14 protein-coding genes and 1 tRNA gene are annotated in these 19,379 nt (G+C 37.1%); 5 read left to right on the top strand and 10 right to left on the bottom strand.

Going from position 1 to position 19,379, the window contains the following annotated elements; all coding sequences use genetic code 11:
* Positions 1-45: 45 nt before the first annotated feature.
* From HXT57_RS04730 to HXT57_RS04715, 4 genes are read right to left on the bottom strand one after another with little or no spacing between them, the layout of a single operon-like run.
* Positions 46-891, bottom strand: a complete 846-nt coding sequence (locus HXT57_RS04730) for an energy-coupling factor ABC transporter ATP-binding protein (protein WP_012914363.1) — start codon at positions 889-891, stop codon at positions 46-48.
* Positions 875-1,729, bottom strand: coding sequence for an energy-coupling factor ABC transporter ATP-binding protein (locus HXT57_RS04725; RefSeq protein ID WP_041160522.1), 855 nt, complete (start codon positions 1,727-1,729; stop codon positions 875-877). The genes HXT57_RS04730 and HXT57_RS04725 overlap by 17 nt, the downstream gene beginning before the upstream one ends.
* Positions 1,713-2,519, bottom strand: a complete 807-nt coding sequence (locus tag HXT57_RS04720) for an energy-coupling factor transporter transmembrane component T (RefSeq protein WP_012914362.1) — start codon at positions 2,517-2,519, stop codon at positions 1,713-1,715. Before HXT57_RS04720 ends, HXT57_RS04725 begins: the two co-directional genes overlap by 17 nt.
* 54 nt (positions 2,520-2,573) lie before the next feature.
* Complete coding sequence (locus HXT57_RS04715) at positions 2,574-3,185, bottom strand: ECF transporter S component (protein WP_012914361.1); 612 nt, start codon at positions 3,183-3,185, stop codon at positions 2,574-2,576.
* Positions 3,186-3,444: 259 nt separating this feature from the next.
* Here HXT57_RS04715 and HXT57_RS04710 point away from each other — a divergent pair, with 259 nt between their 5' ends.
* The gene (locus HXT57_RS04710; protein WP_012914360.1) at positions 3,445-4,410 is read left to right on the top strand and encodes a nucleoside hydrolase; all 966 of its coding nucleotides are present in this window, start codon (positions 3,445-3,447) and stop codon (positions 4,408-4,410) included.
* Between the two features lie 149 nt (positions 4,411-4,559).
* On the opposite strand, the gene HXT57_RS04705 is transcribed toward HXT57_RS04710, so the two are convergent.
* The gene (locus HXT57_RS04705; protein WP_421783465.1) at positions 4,560-6,311 is read right to left on the bottom strand and encodes an acetolactate synthase large subunit; all 1,752 of its coding nucleotides are present in this window, start codon (positions 6,309-6,311) and stop codon (positions 4,560-4,562) included.
* Between the two features lie 255 nt (positions 6,312-6,566).
* On the opposite strand from HXT57_RS04705, the gene HXT57_RS04700 reads away from it, so the two are divergent.
* The 3 genes from HXT57_RS04700 to HXT57_RS04690 all read left to right on the top strand — a co-directional run bounded on the left by HXT57_RS04700 (position 6,567) and on the right by HXT57_RS04690 (position 10,393).
* Positions 6,567-7,760 (top strand): SLC13 family permease, encoded by a 1,194-nt coding sequence (locus tag HXT57_RS04700; RefSeq protein WP_102703190.1) that lies wholly within the window; start codon positions 6,567-6,569, stop codon positions 7,758-7,760.
* 79 nt (positions 7,761-7,839) lie between these two features.
* A tRNA-Arg gene (locus HXT57_RS04695) sits at positions 7,840-7,912 on the top strand.
* Positions 7,913-8,455: 543 nt separating this feature from the next.
* Positions 8,456-10,393: an SIR2 family protein gene (locus tag HXT57_RS04690; protein WP_421783463.1), complete on the top strand. Its 1,938-nt coding sequence runs from the start codon at positions 8,456-8,458 to the stop codon at positions 10,391-10,393.
* A gap of 328 nt (positions 10,394-10,721) precedes the next feature.
* Here the strand turns inward: HXT57_RS04690 and HXT57_RS04685 are convergent, their stop codons facing one another.
* The 5 genes from HXT57_RS04685 to HXT57_RS04665 form a co-directional block, all read right to left on the bottom strand.
* A complete protein-coding gene (locus HXT57_RS04685) occupies positions 10,722-11,126 on the bottom strand; it encodes a Fur family transcriptional regulator (RefSeq protein ID WP_004106002.1) in 405 nt (134 codons plus the stop codon).
* 20 nt (positions 11,127-11,146) lie between these two features.
* Positions 11,147-12,319, bottom strand: a complete 1,173-nt coding sequence (purK, locus tag HXT57_RS04680; protein WP_116431601.1) for a 5-(carboxyamino)imidazole ribonucleotide synthase — start codon at positions 12,317-12,319, stop codon at positions 11,147-11,149.
* Positions 12,303-12,767 carry a 5-(carboxyamino)imidazole ribonucleotide mutase gene (gene purE / locus HXT57_RS04675; protein ID WP_004108375.1) on the bottom strand — a complete coding sequence of 155 codons (465 nt, stop codon included), beginning with the start codon at positions 12,765-12,767 and terminating at the stop codon, positions 12,303-12,305. Before purE ends, purK begins: the two co-directional genes overlap by 17 nt.
* 113 nt (positions 12,768-12,880) lie before the next feature.
* Positions 12,881-15,544 carry a bifunctional lysylphosphatidylglycerol flippase/synthetase MprF gene (locus tag HXT57_RS04670; RefSeq protein ID WP_410309270.1) on the bottom strand — a complete coding sequence of 888 codons (2,664 nt, stop codon included), beginning with the start codon at positions 15,542-15,544 and terminating at the stop codon, positions 12,881-12,883.
* 1 nt (position 15,545) lies between these two features.
* A complete protein-coding gene (locus tag HXT57_RS04665; protein ID WP_421779380.1) occupies positions 15,546-16,925 on the bottom strand; it encodes an alpha/beta hydrolase in 1,380 nt (459 codons plus the stop codon).
* A gap of 311 nt (positions 16,926-17,236) precedes the next feature.
* Between HXT57_RS04665 and HXT57_RS04660 the strand changes: the two genes are divergently transcribed.
* A complete protein-coding gene (locus tag HXT57_RS04660; protein WP_415693051.1) occupies positions 17,237-19,306 on the top strand; it encodes an LTA synthase family protein in 2,070 nt (689 codons plus the stop codon).
* Positions 19,307-19,379: the final 73 nt, after the last annotated feature.

Here is a 19,379-nt window from a genome sequence, read left to right as displayed (position 1 = left end):
ATTGATATTTTTGTTTATATTTTGATACTTGTGATTGCACATACATTAATGATTATTGCGATTTGCAATATATTTAGCTAAAGCACATATAGGATTATCTGTATTTATATAGTTAATTTCGAGCGCATTCATTATCTGCACTATGATTGGTTGGTCAATATGCGCGCGTCTTACTATTTCTACATTCTGAAATGCAGATTCGATGCTCCCTTTGTATAGCACATTTCCATTATCAAGTATGAGAGCATTTTGACAATTTTTGTATGCAAATTCCATGTCATGGGTAATAAATAATACTGTTACATTTATCGTATGTAAATAATTAAGTATTTTTACAAGTCGCATTTTTTGTAGCTTATCCAACCCGCCAGTCACTTCATCCATAATAATAATATGTGGTTCTCTTAGCAGTGCAGATGCAATGTTAATAAATTTTCTTTCAGAGAATGACAAATTAAATGGGTTTGTATTTTCTTTATCGTTTAAACCAGTAAGATTCACAATGCGACGGTAAAGATCATTGTTTATATTCTTTATCCCATATGTAATCTCTTTATGCACAGTGCTGTTAAAAATTTGATCATTTGGATTCTGAAAAATATAACCAACGAGTGATGTAATATCGTGTTGCTTTAATGTTTTATATTGTTTTCCTTCGATAGTTATGTCACCAGAAGTTGGCTGTAATAAATTGTCTATTATTCTGGCTAAAGTGCTTTTCCCTGCTCCATTGCTACCTATTATTGCGCATACTTCACCACTTTCGAATTCTACATTTACGTGTTTTAGAATTTTGCATGATTTTTCTTGTTTATTATTGTTCTTATTTTTTATTTTTTCATTTGAAGGATATTGAAAACTTACATCGTCCAATTTAATTGCGGTGCTCATTGCATTTCTCCTTCAATAAAACTATTAATTTGCTTATATCTGTTATGTTAGGCGTTATTTGAATATCAAAATTACGTAACTTTTTTACAATTTTGACGACTTCTGGAATATCAATACAGTCAGAAGGGAAGGTTTCATCATAAAAAACATCATATTTATTCCCATAATGGGTTATAAAACCATTTTGAAGAACAATAATATTATCTGCATATTCTGCTAACAAATTTGTATCTTGTTCACTAATTATTACAGTATGTCCTTCATCTTTGTATTTTTGTAGAAAATTATAAATATTCTTAGTTTCTTTTGGATCAAGTTGTAGAGTAGGTTCGTCAAGAATTAGTATTTCTGGATTATTCACTATAACGCAAGCGATTGCAACGCGTTGAATTTGCCCGCCAGATAGGCTTAGTGGGTTTTGAAGCGCAAGCTGTTCTATGTTAAGTAATTGCATAACTTGTGTAACTCGACTCTCTATTTGTTGAGTAGGGGTGTTGCGATTTTCTAAGCTGAATGCAATTTCTTCAAATACGGTTTTTTTAATATGACTTAACTGTGAAAAAGGATCGCTAAATACAAAGCCTATGCTGCCACTTTCATCAGATTTTACTAAATCAATCGTGTTGTTTAATAGTATTTTTCCAGAATATTCTCCCTTATAGAAATGAGGAATATAACCCTTAAGAGATAAGCATAGACTTGATTTACCTGAAGCGTTAGCTCCAATTACTCCATATATTTTCCCTGATTCTATCTGTATTGTTATGTTACTTAAAGCTGGTTTTGAAGTAAGTGGATAAGTGTATGAAAAATCGCAAATATTATATGAGATAACCATAAATTACTCTTCCTAGAATAAGAAAAACTAGTGTAATTGTTCCTATTGCTAGTACTAATTTTTCGTGACCATTATGATTAACCTGTTTAATATATGTCTTTTTTTCTGAACTAAAAAAATTTCTTGAATCAAGCATCATTATGCGCTGCTCTATGTTTATTAGTGAAGTAATAAATGCTGGAAGCAAAATCGAAGTAAATGTGCCAATTCTACGTATTAAATTTCCATTAAAGTTTATTCCACGACTTTTTTGCGAGATTATGATTGCTTTAATTTGCATTTGTAAATAATCAATAGTTTGGAAAGTAGAAAGTATTATGAAACATATTTTATTGCTCATCCCAAGTTTGCTTAAAGATATTGTAATATCTTCTATATCAGTTATTTGGAAAAACCATATGACTATAGTTGATATGTTTAAGGTATTCATTCCAAGCGTTATAGAATTAGACAATGCTGTATCTGTAATTTGCAAAAAATTAAGATTTAATATTGCATTTCCTTGTCTATAGAAAGCAACTTGAAATATTGCAACAAATAATGAGAACATGGCTATACTTGCTACAAGTTTATATCCATTCTTTTTTATTCCGCATAGAATCATCAGAATAAGTAGAGCAAGAAAATAGGGGAACAATAAAAGTCGTAAATAGTATAATGTGAATGAAAAAGTATTTAATATAATGTCTACTATTATCAAATATATGGTCAATATAAATTTTGTTGTAGGATACAGCGTTACAAACGTATTTGTATTTTTTACTTGATTAATAGTATCTATATAATGCATGTGCATAATTACTTTTATCTTTGTCTGTATATAGTAGACTCGATTTAATTTTTACTATTCAGAATCTGAATTTTTTAAGTAAAGTGAACCTAATGGGAAAAGAAGCAGTAATTTATTGGGCAAGCATTTTATAACGCTTAAACATATAATGATTGTTAATATTCTATCAGCCCAAGTAAAGAATCCTTCAGCAGAGAATACAGAAATCCAAATATTCACTCCAGATGCAGTTATTAAACCCGCTATCATAGATGATCCTCCGCCAGTAAACCCGCTAAATACTATTACTACTATCGGTGCCGCAATAATAATGGATACTATTGCCATGATTATTGAAGAAATAAAAATTTTCATATAATTTGAAAACATTTTATGTTTTGCTAGAATGCCAGCGCATAAGGCCAGAGCAATATTGACCACTATAAATGGAAGCATGGTTGGCATAGTGATTGATGAAACTATTGAAGATAGCATTCCAGTTATTATTCCTACAAGTGGTCCAAAAACCATGCATGCAAATAAAGTGCCTATAGTATCAAGGAAGATAGGTAGTTTTAGTACGCCAGCTATAGTGCCAGAAATATAATTAATAGCAACACATAATGGTATTGTGACAACTGCAGCAGTAGTAAATTCTTCCTTGAATGATTTAATTATCTGTTTCATGCAACTACCTCCTATTTTATTACTACAAATATAATCTTTTCATGGATTATAAGATACCTTTATAAAGTTTGTAAATTAATATTTAGTGTTTTTGATAAATTTTCGCGAGTATATGACATATATACGGCATATACGCGCTTGCGTATATAAATAACATTTGGTTTTATAATGCTTGCAGTATGTGTTGCTTCAGCTGCACGCTAAAGTTAGTTACATCTGAAACTACAGTTTCTATTAATTGATAGGATGTTGAGAGTTTATGGAAAATAAAGGAATTTATTCTAAAAAGAAAATAATAATAGATACAGATTGTGGTTCGGATGATGCTATGGCAATCGCCATGGCTTTAAATGATCCTAGATATGAGATATTAATGTTTTGCACTGTATCAGGAAACGTGTGCATGGAACAAGCGACTATTAATACGCTTACTACTATCGAGCATGCTGGTTCATATGAGCCACCTGTATATAAAGGAAGCAGAAGCATGCTGTTACGCGATTTGGCTTATGCTCATGAAACTCATGGTAGAGATGGAATGGGTGATATTGGTCTAGTTCCTCATCGTTTGAAAGAAAGTAATGGTAATGCTGTTTTGAAAATGATCGAAACTTTGAGAAACAGTGAAGATGGTGAAATAGATATTATTGCATTAGGACCATTAACTAACATTGCTCTAGCTATTAAGGTTGATTATGAAGCGATGAAAAAAGTTGGTCGCATAGTCGTTATGGGATCTGCTGGTTTAGGTCGTGGAAATGTTTCTCCTGTAGCAGAATTTAATATTTGGCAAGATGCAGAAGCTGCAAAGATATTAGTTGATTCTGGTCTTAAAAATATTATGTTTGTTGGATGGGACGCATGCTTGGGAGAATGTATGCTGAATCCACAAGAAATTGCTAATATTCGCAAAAGTGGAGAACTCGGTAAGTTTGTCATTGATTGTAATAGGGAATTAATGGAAATGAATGTTAGCCGTTTTGGGGATGCTTATCTAGATATGGCTGATCCATCTGCTGTTGCCGCTGCGTTATATCCTGAATGTATAAGCGAGTGCACAAAATATTATTGCCAAGTTGATGCAACTCCTGGACCAAGTTATGGCTCAGTTCTTGTTGATGCTAATTTCTTCTCTGGTAAAACTCCGAATGTTGAAATATGTAGTAGGCTTAATCCCGAAAAATATAAAAATTACATTTATCGTACTTTGCATGTTGTAGATTAGCAAAATTTATTTTTACCAACATGCTTTCTATATTGAAATAACATTTAAATACGACCGGGTTTGTTTATGGTTGTTCACAAACTTTCTCGGTCGTATTTATATTTAATGCGTATAAATTAATGCGTATATTTTTTCAGTATAAATATATTTTAGTTACTAAAGTCAATATCGCCGAGCTTTTCAATAAGCTTCATATTCTCGCTGTAATCGACTGGGCAGGAAATCACATCGACACCGTTTTTCTGATTCAGTGCTTCACGCAGCATGTTGTACAAATCCTCCGGCTTTTTAACAGCATGACCGCGCGCGCCAAAGCTTTCAGCTAGTTTTGGCACATCCGGATTATGGAAATCAACGTATTCGTGCTCGCCTGCATGAAGTTCCATCTTCCACTTAATTAAGCCATAAGCGTTATCTTCCCAAACAAGAACTACCATTCGGCTGCCAACGCGCACTGCAGTTTCGATTTCCTGCACGTTCATCATAAAGCTTCCGTCGCCCATCACAGCCAAAACCGGTTTCGTGTTAATTTTGCCGGAATTATCGCGAATAAACGAAGCTCCAACAGCTCCCGGAAGCGTCCAAGCCATAGTTGAAAGACTGTTGTCGATTATGCAAGTATTCGGGTGCATAGTTGGGTACAAGCGTGCCATCCACATTTTCAAAGCACCTGTATCTACAAGTACCTTCGTGCCTTCAGGAACAGCGCGGCGAATATCGTAAACTACGCGCTGCGGTTTCATTGGCATGCTTTCGTCGTTTTCGCAAGAATGTAATTCTTCCGTAAGCAGTTGTCGAATACGTGGGTGGCTTACGTCGAAAGTAATGTTGCGTGTCTTTAATACTTCTGTAAGAGTTTTAAGCGTTTGGCCAATATTCGCCATAATATTCAGCGCAGTAGGGTAGTGCGCATCGGTATCTTCCACAAAAGTATTGATGTGAATAATAGTTTTATCAATATTTGGGTTGATTTTCTTCGGGTCGAACTGCTGAATTGAGAAGCCGACAGCAATAATCAAATCAGCAGTGTCAAACGCGAAGTTCTCGTAATCGCGATGCATGAAGCCAACGACTCCAAGCGCATTCGGATGATTATCCGGGAAAACTCCCTTACCTTCAAAAGTAGTTGCAACTGGAACATTAAGCTGCTCAGCAAACGCAAGAAGCTGATCCTCAGCATGAGAGCGCGCAACGCCGTTTCCAGCCAAAATAATAGGTTGCTTTGCTTGACTAATAATTTTCGCAGCTTCTTCAATAGTGTCCGGCGCTGGCATAATATGCAAAGGATGCGGCAGTGGAAGAGGCTTTGCGTCGTCAGGTGCTGGCATTTCGCTAATATCTTCCGGAATAACAAGGCACGTGGCTCCCGGACGGTTGCGACCGGCAATAGAGAAAGCTTTTCGAACCATTTCCGGCGCAGATTCTGGAGCAAGCATCATAGAAGACCATTGCGTAATCGGTTGGAAGAGCGCAACCAAATCAATAATTTGGTGAGATTCCTTATAAAGCCTAGAAACGTTACCTTGTGCGCAAATCGCTACAAGCGGTGTGGTGCTTGCGTTTGCTTGAGCTACAGGAAGCGTTAAATTCAATGCGCCAGGACCTAGAGTTGCCAAGCATACGCCCGGTTTTCCAGTAATATGAGCGTATGTTGCTGCCATAAAACCAGCACCCTGCTCGTGGCGAGTAAGCACAAAACGAATGCGCCCATCACGCTCAATTGCTTCAAGAAGCGGAATATTTTCCTCACCTGGAATACCGAATACTACTTCAACGCCTTCGTTTACCAAGCATTCAACAACTAAATCTGCAGTATTGCGCTTGTGGTTTTCACGAAGATGCTTTTGACGAGCAAGTTTTTGTTCAAGCTTCTGATCTTCTGTTTTGTTTATTTCTGCCATAATTCGCTTCTTGTGTAGACAACAAATTCTTTGTTTTAATATGATATACGCAATCTTGTCTTTAAACGCAATTTTTGCAATGCGCGTGTCATAAAAAAGGGCGGAATTTTGTGTTAGCTACTTTAGGCTAAATCACGCTATTAATAGTTGCTAATTTATTGTTATTGCAACGATTTTGTCGGGAATTTAACCCGATTGTAGGACTGGGTTTCTAGTACAATAGAACCATTGTGTCTATTGCGTTACGGAGGAATGATGAAGCGCTGGCTGTTGAATCTGGTCAAGTGTGAAACCATTCTTATTGTTGCCGCAATTTTAGCGGTTATTTCTTGTTTTTTTGTACCTCCAGATCCGCAATATTTGAGTTATATTCATGTCAACACTATTTCGCAATTAGTGTGTCTTATGATGGTTGTGTGCGGGTTCCAGCGCATTGGTGTGTTTCGATCTATTGGTGCGCGTTTGCTAAGGCATGTGCGCACTGAGCGCGGCTTGGTGCTCGTGCTTATGTCGTTAACATTCTTTTCAGCAATGTGGATCACGAACGACGTTGCTTTGGTTACTTTTGTGCCTTTTGCGCTATCTGTGCTCGTAATGGCGAATGCTGAAAAGCAGTCAATTCTTGTAATTACGCTTATGACCATTGGTGCCAATGTTGGAAGTATGCTCACTCCTATTGGCAATGCTCACAATCTGTATTTAAAGGCGTTGACTCATATGTCTACGCAAGATTTTTTGAAGATTATGGCTCCTTATACGATTACAGCAGCACTGTTGATGATCGTGTTTGCATTCGTATTCTTTAAGTCGCGCACAGTTGACCAGTTTGCAGGTTTGCACGGTGACGATATTGAGCAAAGCGTGTTGGCTCCTTCGCATGGCCATCCGCAGCCTGATGAAATTCGTGTTATGGGCTATGGTATGAGTTTTACTCGCTGGCGTGTTACTGTTTATAGTTTGCTGTTTGTCGTTTGCTTGTGTGGTGTTAGTGGATGGATTCCTGACTGGATTATGGTGCTTATTATGGTTGCAGCTTTTCTTGTTTGCGACCGCCACGTATTCCGTGTTTTAGATTGGGCTTTGCCACTCACGTTTATTATGTTCTTTGTTTTTATTGGCAATATGCGCCGAGTTTCTGGATTTAGCGATCTTGCGCAAATGTGGGTTGGTGCGCATCCGATGGAAGTTTCTATTGCTTCAAGCCAATTTATTAGTAATGTACCAACGACGATTCTGCTTTCTGGATTCTGTGATCAGTGGAAGCTTCTTATTATTGGCACGAATCTTGGTGGAATGGGTACTTTGATTGCTTCTATGGCTTCGCTTATTTCTTATAAGGGAATTACACACCAGTATTCGCATTACCGTGGGCGTTATTTGCTCACGTATACTATTGTCAATGTGTTCTTCCTTGCAGTGTTGATGTCACTTGCGTGGATTATTGAATAACAATTTTTATATAAACGTTTGATATTTATAATTTTATGGCGCGTTGATAACAGTTTTTTGGTATAATAACCATTTGTTTGCCTCTGTAGCTCAAAGGATAGAGCAACGGCCTTCTAATCCGTTGGTTGCGCGTTCGAGTCGCGTCGGGGGCACGATGAAATCTTGAAATAGCATAGTGCATTTCAAGATTTTTCAGAGTGCCGAGCTTGCTTATGGTTGAAAGCACTGTGTGCTTTCAACGCAAGCTTAGTCTGCCTTATCGGACATTTTGTGGAACATTTGCCGGGGATTTTCCGACATTTTTCTTTACAACGCTGTAAAGTTTCTGTCGCTTTTCGCAGATTTGGAAAACATTTTTCCTAGCGGCGAATGTGCAGAAAACAGATTCGATTACAGCAAAACGCTTGCATTACAAGGTCTAAGACAAGATTTTTTACACACCTTTGGTTTATAACCGAGCTTGGGCTATAACTCCAAAAGTGTGTAAAGCTGAGCTTCTAGATATTCTGTGTTATAAGGCACAGCCCAAACATTGTTGTAATACATATATAAATATATAAACGTTTGCGAAAAATAAAGTAGTGAGTATAATTCACGTTTTAGATATGTAACATTGAGGTTTTTATAGATTTTGTATTCTTCATAAAAATTAAAATATTTAGATTATTGTCAAAATTTTCTCAAAGGAGATTGTGATGGTGAATGATAGCGTATTTGAAGATAGTAATAAAAAAGATAAAGAAGAATTGCTTGATTGTTTGATGAAAGAAAGAGGTTTATTTTTTACTGGATCAGGAATCAGCATTGAATCTGGGGTTGCAAAAGTTGATGATGTCTTACAACATACTTGTAATAAATTCTTGGTGGGATTTGATAAATGTTATACGTGTGTCCCCAAAAAAGAAATGTCTCGTAAAGATTATATTTGTGAAATAGTTCAACCAGAGCTATTTTATTCAGTACTACTGGAATGTACAGGGGATGACCGTGTTTTAGAGATGTGGAATTGTCTTAAAAAAGATCATTTCACGAAGGACTATGAACCGCAACCAAATATAATACATTATTTCATAGTAGCTTATTCATATTTTGCAAAGGTTCCAATTTTTACCATGAATTATGATAAAATGTTCGAATCATCTTGCGAAAAGCTTAGACTGCCCCATCTTGTTTATGTTGATTGTCCAACTGATGAATCACTTGAATCACAAGTAGTAATCTGTAAATTGCATGGAAATTTAAGAGAAAATTCAGGGAATGCAGTAACAAGAGATGATATTGCAACAACAATGCCAGGTATTTCCAAAAAAAGCGATTTTGCAGATTATGTAAAAAGTAATATTAAGACGCATGACGTGTGTATTTGGGGATATAGCGGAAGAGATGTGGATTATTTTCCGATTTTGCGAAATAGTCATTATGAGGACAGAAAATTTTTCTGGACGGTTGGAAATCCTAAAGAATCTGAAATTGATAAGCTAACAGAAGAAAATGCTTCATCATTGCATAATGTAGTCAAGATAACAGGATATCCATCCAATATGAAAGATGAGTTGATGAATGTGTTATCAACTTTTGATGGCGGCAGTGATATTGTTGATCATATTCGTGAACTAACTAAGGACAGCTCAGTTTCTACAGAAGAAAAAGAAAAATTTTTAAAAGAAATTGAGTCAAACATTGATGCGAAAAATATATCTTTTAATAAAGAAATATTCTGGATGTTGCTTTTGCAAAGAACTGGGCAAAATAAAGATTTGAAATGTATGATTGAAAAGTTGTCTGAAAAATACGATGATGATGATGATTGTAATTCATTAACTAGTAAAGAAAGAATTATATTGCTAAAAGCGAGGATTTCCCTTGCAAGAGAAAGTGCGGATTTTGATAAATATCGTCAACTTGCGAAAGAACTAAAGAAAACAGCAAAGAAATACGGATTGTCATCTATAGACAGGCGCCAATATTTAGCAGATTCAAAAATCGAATATGTGTCTTCGTTGCAAATGCGTGTTCCATCGAGCCTTTCTTTAAAAGTTCCGTTATTAAGAAGAAAATACGGTTTATTGCTTTTAGTTAGGATTCGTTTTGCACTTGTGAATAGCATGTTTATTCGTGATGAAGAATTGTATAAGAGTAACGAAGTCATTGCACAAGAATGTGAACTTAGGTCTTTGGCAATAGACTGTAAAATTCCATTTTTAAAGAAACGTGCAAAAAGAAAACTTAGAAGTTTATTGGCAAGAGCTAAGGCTATAGGTAATCACGCAACAATAATTGGAGCTTGTAAGTATCTCTGCAGATTATATCCATACAATAAAGATGAGTATGAGCACATGGTTAAAATCGTTGGAACTATAGGAAGTGATTTGAGTGCATTGTCTATCATTTATAGGGATGAAGATGTCAATAAATCTTTAGAAGAAGCTAAGAAAAATGATAATACTTTGAACATCGTGAAAGCTATTTTTAAAAAGAAGTCTCTTATAAATGATTGTACGGATTTGACAATTAGTGATGAAGAAAAAGAATTGCTATTTAATTCCATCAAAAAGATTACTCCAAAAAGTTTGAAGAAAACGCTTTTGCACATAGGAAAACGAGAGGGTTTATTTTTAAAAAATAGCAAGTAAAAGTCATATACAAAATTTAAGTTGAATGCAACAGAATATAATAAGCTACAAAAGCATAGTTTCAATAAAATTGAGGATTATTTGTTTATTAATAAAATTAAAAAATGAATATGTGGAATAAAGGGTGATGTGAGAGTACTCATCTGCGCCAGTAACGACAAGAACGTAAAAATACGTTATTCGCGCAGAACGTAATCTGCAGGAGTAACGAAAGAACGGTATTGAGTGTTACTTGTGCAGTACGCTGACTGCGTCAGTAACGAAAAAACGTCATTGAGCGTTACTAGCGCAGAAACCAACCTGTACGTGTCTTAAAGACGCGTACAGGTTACTTATCTTCTTCGCGGCAGCTTTCGCATAAGCCAAATACTTCTAGCGTATGATCCACCACAGTGTACCCGTGAGATTCAGCTACTTTATGAATCCATCCTTCGTCGTCAGGCGGCTCAATGTCGACGGTTTTTCCGCAACGTTCGCACACTAAATGATGGTGATGAGTATTTTCATCGCAAATACGGAATAATTGCTGTCCATTAAAGCGCACGGTATCTACTTCGCCGCTTTGAGTTAAAGAATTAAGTTGACGATACACTGTTGCTAAGCCAATAATCTCCCCGTCTTTGGCGAGTATTCGGTGCAAATCTTGTGCAGAAACAAAATTACGAGACTCGCGTAAGTAGGAGAGTACTATTTCTTTTTGTTTTGTATGTCTACGCATAGGCTCACTAGACATTTCGCATCCTTTCGTCGTTTTTAGTCTAGCTCGTCGTCCCAGCAGCCTGTTGCATCTAATGCTGCAGCAGCGTCAACAGGATTATCGCATAGCACAGTAATATGACCCATTTTGCGATTCTTACGAACTTCAGCTTTTCCATAATCATGTATATGCCATTCTGGATGTTCCAAAATCAGCGAACGTGTAGGAGCCACATGTTGCCCAAGAACATTTACCATAACAGCAGGGGAAAGTAGCTTAGGCTTCTTTAAAGGCCAACCAACAATACCGCGAATATGTGCTTCAAATTGATCCATATCGCAAGCTTCAATCGTATAATGCCCGGAATTGTGAGGGCGAGGAGCAAGTTCGTTTACTACTACGCGATTATCTTTAGTGATGAAAAGCTCGATTCCTAATGTTCCTGCTAGTTCGAATCCTTTAGCTAAGCGCAAAGCTAATTCGTGAGCTGTTTTTTCAACTTCAGGATCAACTACTGCAGGAGCTAAAGTCATGTGCAAAATACTATTGTGATGCACGTTTTTTACTAGAGGATAAGTTACGAAATCCTTACCATTTCCAGAAACCAAGATTGATGCTTCAAAAGCAAAATCGACGAAACCCTCGAGAATTGAAGGAGGGAATTTTCCTCCGCGATCCGAGCGATGGTGAATGTTAGCAACGTCTTCTTCTGTGCGCAAAACATCTTGACCATGACCGTCGTAGCCGCCGCGACGAGTTTTAAGAATTGCTGGCAAGCCTATTTCGTCAATAGCAGCATCTAAGTCGTCCAAATTATTTACTTCACGCCACGGAGCTGTTTTGATTTTATGACTATTAATGAACGTTTTTTCACTGACGCGATCTTGAGTTACGCGTAACAGGTCAGTTCCTTGTGGGATTGCGGTTAAATGACGAACTTTATCAAGTGCGTCTGCGTTAACATTTTCAAATTCGTAGGTTAATACATCGCAACGTTCAGCAAGCTCACGCAAGCCTTCAGGATCGTCGTAATTAGCTTCAACCTGCAAATCTGCTACTTGGAACACAGGGCAGTCAAGCGTAGGGTCAAGAACACCAATACGAAAACCCATATGGCGAGCTGCAATAGCCATCATGCGCCCTAACTGGCCGCCGCCAATAATTCCAATAGTGGATCCTGGCATTAAACGTTCAACAGCGCCATTAGTTACTTCAGATAAGGTTGGCATTTGATTCCTCGACTTTTTCTTTTAGCTCATTGCGATATTCTGCTAGTTCTTTAGCAAGACGATTATCAGTTGTACTTAGAATGCTTACAGCAAGCAATCCAGCATTTGTCGCACCAGAGTTTCCAACTGCAGTAGTTGCAACAGGAATACCTCCTGGCATTTGTACTATTGAAAGCAATGAATCCCAGCCTGATAGCGCATGCGAGCGTACTGGCACTCCAATAACAGGAAGCGTGGTTTGTGCCGCAATCATGCCAGGCAAGTGGGCGGCTCCGCCGGCTCCAGCAATAATAATGTGGAAACCGTTTGAGCGAGCATTATGCGCAAAATCTGCCATTAATTCCGGTGTACGATGTGCGGAAATAACTCGTTTCATATACGGAACTTGGAATTTATCTAGAATTTCACAAGCATGACGCATGGTTTCCCAATCACTTGAGGATCCCATTACGACAGCGACGGTTGGCTTTACTTCTGACACGATGAACCTCCCTGACGTGCACTTGTTACTTTACGCAACACTAGGGAGAACTCGCCGAAGTTTATCTAAAACTTAACAAATTATTTGTTCGCTTCATTGCTTTTTGGTCGCAACGATTTTACCATTTCTAGTATTTGTTTAGGATTAGCTTCCGGTAAATAGGCGTGAGTTACAGCTAGTGAAATCTGAGCTAATTTTGCAGAATCCATATAGCAAACATATACGGAACTTGCGGATGGCTGGAATTTTTTCTTGAAGAAATATAGCGATTTGAACCCATAAGCTGGTTCCAAAATGTCAGACATCATTTCTAGCGCATGATTAATAACGTTAGAAGATTTTTGACCATTTTCGTTCAATATGTCTTCGTTTATGCCAGCTAGAGGTGCTGCAGAAAGGCTCATAAATTCTACAGAACAGTCTGGGTTTTCTAATCCTTCATCTCTTAAACGTTCTGCCATTCTAGCAATTAATAATTCCATAATCCCATTAGGACTATCTGTGCGGTGACGCATAAAATCAAGTGTCCAACCAATAATTCGATTATTTCTATACGTTGGCATCCAGCTTGTTACTCCAAGTACCCTGCCGTCTTCATTAATAGCGTATAAAATTTTGACGCGGCTATCTTGAAGTTCGTCAAGTCCTCCGAGAGTAAATTTCATTTCTGGAAGAGCTTTTAACTCTGCCCATTCTTCTGAAATTTCTACAATTTGTTGCCGTACGTCCCAAGAGGCTTCGTTATAAGTTGTAAGTACGTCGGCAATTCCATCTCGTTTTGCTTTGTTTATAGCTGTACGAATATCTTGCCATTTTTTCCCTCGCGTCTGCCAAGTATTAGGGTCTACTAGCATGTCTGTTCCGACTTTAATAGAAGTAAATCCAAGTTTTTCTAGTTCTTGACGCGTTTTATCGTGCACAGCATAGAATGCTGGAGACCACGAATTTTGTTCGCAGAATTTAATAAATCCTCGAATATCTTGTGAATACTCTTTTTCATCTCCAAAAGGTTCTGTAAGAGTGAGCGCAATACCGTAATTTAGTCTATAGGCAATTGCAGATTGCCCGCTTTGAGAGAACCAATAATGGTTATTCGCCCAAGTTGTCATAAAGCTCATTGTGTTTCCACCAAGTTCTACTAATGAGCTTGCTTTTTTTCTATCGTTTTCGTTTGTAGAGATGCTGCTGCGGAACCACGTAAAGCAGACAATAAACAATATTGTCCAGAATATCACGCCCACGCTTTGTGCTAGTAAAGAAGATAGGGGTGTTTCAGTGCGAAGCATTGCGTTAGATCTGTTTCCAAATCCCATAGGCATCCAGCGCCCTGGTAAATCTCGCAATAAGTGGTAAATATCAGCAGATGGAGTAAATTCTTCAGGTATCATAAGACCAAAAGCAACATATCCAGCACCAGTTATATACAATGCTATAAAAATTGCTATTAGTCCCAAACGTGCCTGTAGTTTGCTCGTATGAACAGAAAAATGCTTTAAATTAATTATCAACAAAATAGTAAGCAATAATGGTGGGAGAGCGGTAAGCATAAAAGCAACAGCAACAGCATTATGTTGATGTTCCAAAATATTTTGTTTTGTGGCAATTAAAGGCAAAACAGTGAAATACATTCCTGCATATAGCACAGTCAGTGCGTTTATAAATATAGAAGTTAATGCAGCTAGTCTACGCCCTCGTAACATTCCCCACGCAATAATCATCAGTGTGATGCTTGGTAATAGAATGCGAATCCATAATTCGCCAATTGCAGCGTGATGTAGACCTGAATGAAGAAAACAATTATTTGTGCTGTAATTTGTCATGCATCGCGTAAGCCATGTCTTAGAGCCTAGTTGCGGTGACATAAACAAACCAAGAGTAGTAAGAATTCCTGCGTGAGAGCGTGAAGATAATGCCAACACTGGACCTAATGCAATAATGCTCTGAGCTACTGCAAAAAGCCTACGAATTTCGTAATCTGTACCTTCCCACCAGTTTACACTTCGTCTAACGCCTTTTGTTTTGCTCATAATATTGCCGATGATGTGTCCTGTAAGGGCTGCAATAATAGTGCAATAATCGCCTGGATTTCCACTATAAAGAAGCATTGCTGAAGTAGTAGCGTATCCAATTACTAAAGTTCTTCTGCGCCACAAAATAGATTCGTAAGATGCAGAAGCCATAAAAGCGCCAATAAACAGTGTGAATGGAGATAGTCGAATAGGAATCTTGGTAATCCAATGCATGTTTCGAATAATGATTGAAAGATTACCTATGATTGTTAATCCTACAATTATGCCAACAAGTGTGCTAAATATTGCAATATAAATAATATTAAGTCTACTTATACGAGTTTCTGCAACGCCAATAAGTACGGCAACAAGTAAACAATTAACCATAAGAGATGGCATATTATTTACGAAAATAAGCGAATGGCACACTTTTATCAGCAGCTCTGTGACGTTTCCGTGCCCGAAGAATAGGCTTGGACCTTTTGAATGATGATGTCGCATAAACAATTGTGCAAGAGTAGCGCTTGTGCCATAAGTATAAAAATGCATAAGTGCTAATACGAGCCAGTGTATGCAATTTATAACAATAAAAATGCATGTAAGCGTTAATGCAAAAACTTTATGTTGCATCCAGGTTATGAAATCGTGCATCAATATTTTTGTATGCCGAATTGCTGAATGTTTAGAATCAGAATCATTTTTCTTACAACGTTTATGAAAGAAAGACAGCATCATATTAGTCTCGATTCACTTGCTGGTTGATAAGAATTTGTACATTTTGGTAGGTATTAAGTTTTGGTGCAGTGCTTGAAATACCTGTTTTTTTGCAGAATTGATCAATTGCTATTTTTAATCCAGCTTTTACTGTGTGCCAATCATGACCATTGCCTTGAGAAAGCATGGTTATAACATTCATTCCAGCGCGATGTGCGCTTAGTGCGATGGTTGCCTGATTCGCTTGAGATTTAGTATCCCATGAGCCCGCAATAGCGTAATAATTTTGTTTCAAAGGAGCATTTTTACGCATTATCACTCTAGGTATATGTCGCTCATATTCTGATGTGTTTCCATTGAAATAATGATTAATTGTTTCTTGGCGATTCTTATATGTTGGTTCTAGTTCCCCTCCGGCAGAAAAAATGTTTCCAAATATATCAGGGTGAGATGGAACTAGTTGCGTTGAGCAAGTGCCTCCTTGTGAGAAGCCGCCCATAAGCCACATTTTAGGATCTTTGCTTACTGGCAAATGTTTGCGTATCCATTTAGGAACATCATTAATTAAATATGTTTCTGCTTTGCCGAACACATGTGTATCCGCACACAGAGAATTATGCGAAGATTCACCATTTTGGTCAGGGGCTACAACAATAGGTGCAAGACCGTAGTGATTTTTCGCGTAATTGTCTAAAGTATTTGCAATATCGCTTGCTGCAAAAAAGTGATTAGGGCTACCAGGTTGTCCTGCAAACATGACCATAACTGGCAGTTTTGGTGGTTTTTTAACAAGTGCAGCAGGTGGCAAGTATACGTTTGCTATTCTGGCATTGAAATGTGAAGCAGTGTTAGGGATATAAACTGAACGAACAATACCTTTTTTAGGCAGTTTTGGCAGTTTTTGTTGTGCTGCTAACTCTCTCCATTGTTTAATACTAGAGGATGCGGATTTTTGCTTATTAACTTCTAGTTTTGGAAAACCGCCCATTCCAAATATTGAACCTATTGTCGTGTATTCCCCATAAATCATGTCTACATGAAGAGCTGTGCTTGCTAACGTCAAGATAATAGCTATTACTGCAACTAGTTTTCTCCATTTGTGTAAGAAAACAAATGCTGTTGCTGCAAAACCTATAAGCCCGAAGCCGCATGCAATAGAAAAAATAACGAGCCATCCAAGACTTACTTCGAATACAAGAAACACGTCAGAAATAAGCCAAGCAATTATTCCACCGACAAAAAATGTTATGACACCTATTGCAAGTTGTATTAGTAAGTGGAACATTTTCTTGCCGCGTTTTGTTTTCATAAAAAGCAACAAGACTAAAGAAATACCATTTACGCTAAAAAGGCTTACTGGTAGCCATCCTTGCAAAAGACTCACTTTTGCCAATTGCAGCATGTTTGACTCCTATACTTTCTAGTCTAATTTGCGTACCAGTTACTAATCTAAGCGACATATACGCACAGTAATTGCCCAACCTAGTAATGTAATGCTAGTATCTGAAATTTTCCTCAATATTTGTTTTATTTTTTATTATTTATTCTATTTAAATAATAAATATCGAAACATATATTGTAATCAGTCCTAAGTATTAAAATTGCTATTTTTTTCTTGTTTCAATGCATTGTTAAAAATTTATGACGATAGCAATAAGTAGACTTGCACATTATTAGTAATAATTAGTACGTGTGTGATTTATTGAGGATAGTATGAAGTCATTTTTGCGCTTGAAAGTTCCGTATTGGCTGTATGCATTTCTTTTCTTTGTTATTGACGGCATGTCGGTAATTATTGTGCAAATGGGTGTGCAGCGCGCTGGAAGAGTTGAGATGACTTCTGCAATGTCTGGTGGACGTTGGGGATTAATAACTAAAACTTGGAGAGAGCTTAATTTTGTTATTGTTCTTAGTGCGCTCGTTGTTGCGATGATATACGGTTTAATTCTTTTGATTAGTAACCGATTTTGGATATCAAGTGCAATAATTCTAAGTGTTTCATTGCTTATTGCTGTTATTGAATATATGAAAGTAAATGTTCGTTATGAAACTATTCTTCCTGCGGACTTAAACTTTTTAAAAAGTAACACTGGTAATGTCGCTTCATTTTTGCCAGATAATGCTCCTATGGTCATTGGTGTTGCTTTAGGCGTTTTTATTTTGCTTTTAGTTACAACTGTTTGCTTACACATATTTGATACAAATCATGGAAAGATTGTGCGATTTAAAGATTGGCGTTATTCTGCTGGTATTCGTGTTGCAATTGCGTTGATTTTAATAGGGAATTTAAGCTGGTATATTGGCGGCGTTGGCACAGTTGACTCTTCGGCTAATGTTTTTTCTAAAATGCTTGGTGACAGTCCTGCTATGTGGGATTCTGTTTATGACGCTCAACGCAATGGTGCTATTGTGGCATTTTTGCGTAATGTAAATCCTAAAATTATGGATAGGCCGGCTGATTACAGTGAAGAAACTATGAAGGCTGTATACAAGCGTTATAACGATGAAGCTAAACGTATAAATCGTTCTCGTACAACAAATATGAACGATAATACTTTTATTCTTATCTTGTCTGAATCGTTCTCTGATCCTACTCGTGTTCCTGGTTTGAAGTTGAACAAGAATCCAATACCATTTATTAGCAATTTAAAGAAGCATACGGATAGTGGTTTGATGCTTTCTTCTGGTTATGGTGGCGGTACTGCAAATCTAGAGTACATGTCTTTAACTGGTTTGAGCATGGCTAATTTTGATCCTTCAATGACTAGCCCGTATCAGCAGTTGGTTCCTAATGCTCAATGGTCTCCAACTATTAATCAATATTGGGATGATTCTCGTAATTCTATTAAATCTATAGCTTTCCACCCGTATGAGCCGAGCATGTATTTGCGCGCTACTAATTACAAAAAGTTTGGATTTAGTAAGTTCTACGCATTGCAAGGACCTGATGTTATTGCTCACCGTGATGTTATAGATAAATCACCGTATGTTTCTGACGCATCAGCATATAAGAGTGCGTTAGAAAAGATTAAAGAGCATAAGCAACCTAGGTTCGTACAAATTGTTACTATGCAAAACCATATGCCTTATAGGGATTGGTATGCGAATAATGAATTCGAAGCGTCTCCTAAAGATGGTGCCGCTGATCTTGGTGATGATGAAAAAACTTCTATTGAAACGTATGCTAAGGGTGTGCAACACACTGATGAGGCAACACAAGCGTTTTTGAAGAGTTTAGATAAACTAAATAAGCCTATTACTGTTATGTTTTATGGTGACCATTTGCCAGGAATTTACGGCACTGCAAGTTCAGATGAAAAGAATTCATTGTCTTTGCATTTGACTGATTATTTTATTTGGTCAAATAAGGTTGCTTTGGAGCGTAAAGAGCGTAGTGAGAAAAAATCTTCAAACAAAAATGTAGAGCATTCTAATACAAATAAAGATGTAGATCATACTAATAAGTATTCTTCGCCTAACTTCTTTATTTCTCAGGCTGCTTTACATATGAACGCTAAAGTTTCTCCGTATCTTGCTTTCTTAACTTGTTTACATGAGCATGTGAGCGCTATGGAGCCTCCTGTTGTAAATACTATTCAAGGCTGGGATAGAATTCCTGAGGGACAATCAATTTATTTGGATAACGATGGTAATCCTATGATTTTGTCTAAGATGGATAAGAAGTCACGTCAACTTCTTCATGACTATCGCTTAATACAATACGATATTACTGCTGGAAAGCATTATTTGCGTAATACTGATTTTCTGAAATTACCGCGCTAAAAGCTAGTTTGATTATTACAATGCCCCTCGTTTGTATTTGATACATAGTATGTTTCAAATAGCGAGGGGCTTA

It is taken from the genome of Gardnerella sp. KA00771, assembly GCF_049244045.1.
GTDB lineage: Bacteria > Actinomycetota > Actinomycetes > Actinomycetales > Bifidobacteriaceae > Bifidobacterium > Bifidobacterium swidsinskii.
This window is presented reverse-complemented; position numbering and strand designations above follow the sequence as displayed.

Excerpts from the sequence above, each read along its gene's own strand:
- HXT57_RS04730 (WP_012914363.1), bottom strand. The coding sequence starts at position 891 with ATGAGCACCGCAATTAAATTGGACGATGTAAGTTTTCAATATCCTTCA.
- HXT57_RS04725 (WP_041160522.1), bottom strand. The coding sequence starts at position 1,729 with ATGGTTATCTCATATAATATTTGCGATTTTTCATACACTTATCCACTT.
- HXT57_RS04720 (WP_012914362.1), bottom strand. The coding sequence starts at position 2,519 with ATGCATTATATAGATACTATTAATCAAGTAAAAAATACAAATACGTTT.
- HXT57_RS04715 (WP_012914361.1), bottom strand. The coding sequence starts at position 3,185 with ATGAAACAGATAATTAAATCATTCAAGGAAGAATTTACTACTGCTGCA.
- HXT57_RS04710 (WP_012914360.1), top strand. The coding sequence starts at position 3,445 with ATGGAAAATAAAGGAATTTATTCTAAAAAGAAAATAATAATAGATACA.
- HXT57_RS04705 (WP_421783465.1), bottom strand. The coding sequence starts at position 6,311 with ATGGCAGAAATAAACAAAACAGAAGATCAGAAGCTTGAACAAAAACTT.
- HXT57_RS04700 (WP_102703190.1), top strand. The coding sequence starts at position 6,567 with ATGAAGCGCTGGCTGTTGAATCTGGTCAAGTGTGAAACCATTCTTATT.
- HXT57_RS04690 (WP_421783463.1), top strand. The coding sequence starts at position 8,456 with ATGGTGAATGATAGCGTATTTGAAGATAGTAATAAAAAAGATAAAGAA.
- HXT57_RS04685 (WP_004106002.1), bottom strand. The coding sequence starts at position 11,126 with ATGTCTAGTGAGCCTATGCGTAGACATACAAAACAAAAAGAAATAGTA.
- purK (WP_116431601.1), bottom strand. The coding sequence starts at position 12,319 with ATGCCAACCTTATCTGAAGTAACTAATGGCGCTGTTGAACGTTTAATG.
- purE (WP_004108375.1), bottom strand. The coding sequence starts at position 12,767 with ATGGGATCCTCAAGTGATTGGGAAACCATGCGTCATGCTTGTGAAATT.
- HXT57_RS04670 (WP_410309270.1), bottom strand. The coding sequence starts at position 15,544 with ATGATGCTGTCTTTCTTTCATAAACGTTGTAAGAAAAATGATTCTGAT.
- HXT57_RS04665 (WP_421779380.1), bottom strand. The coding sequence starts at position 16,925 with ATGCTGCAATTGGCAAAAGTGAGTCTTTTGCAAGGATGGCTACCAGTA.
- HXT57_RS04660 (WP_415693051.1), top strand. The coding sequence starts at position 17,237 with ATGAAGTCATTTTTGCGCTTGAAAGTTCCGTATTGGCTGTATGCATTT.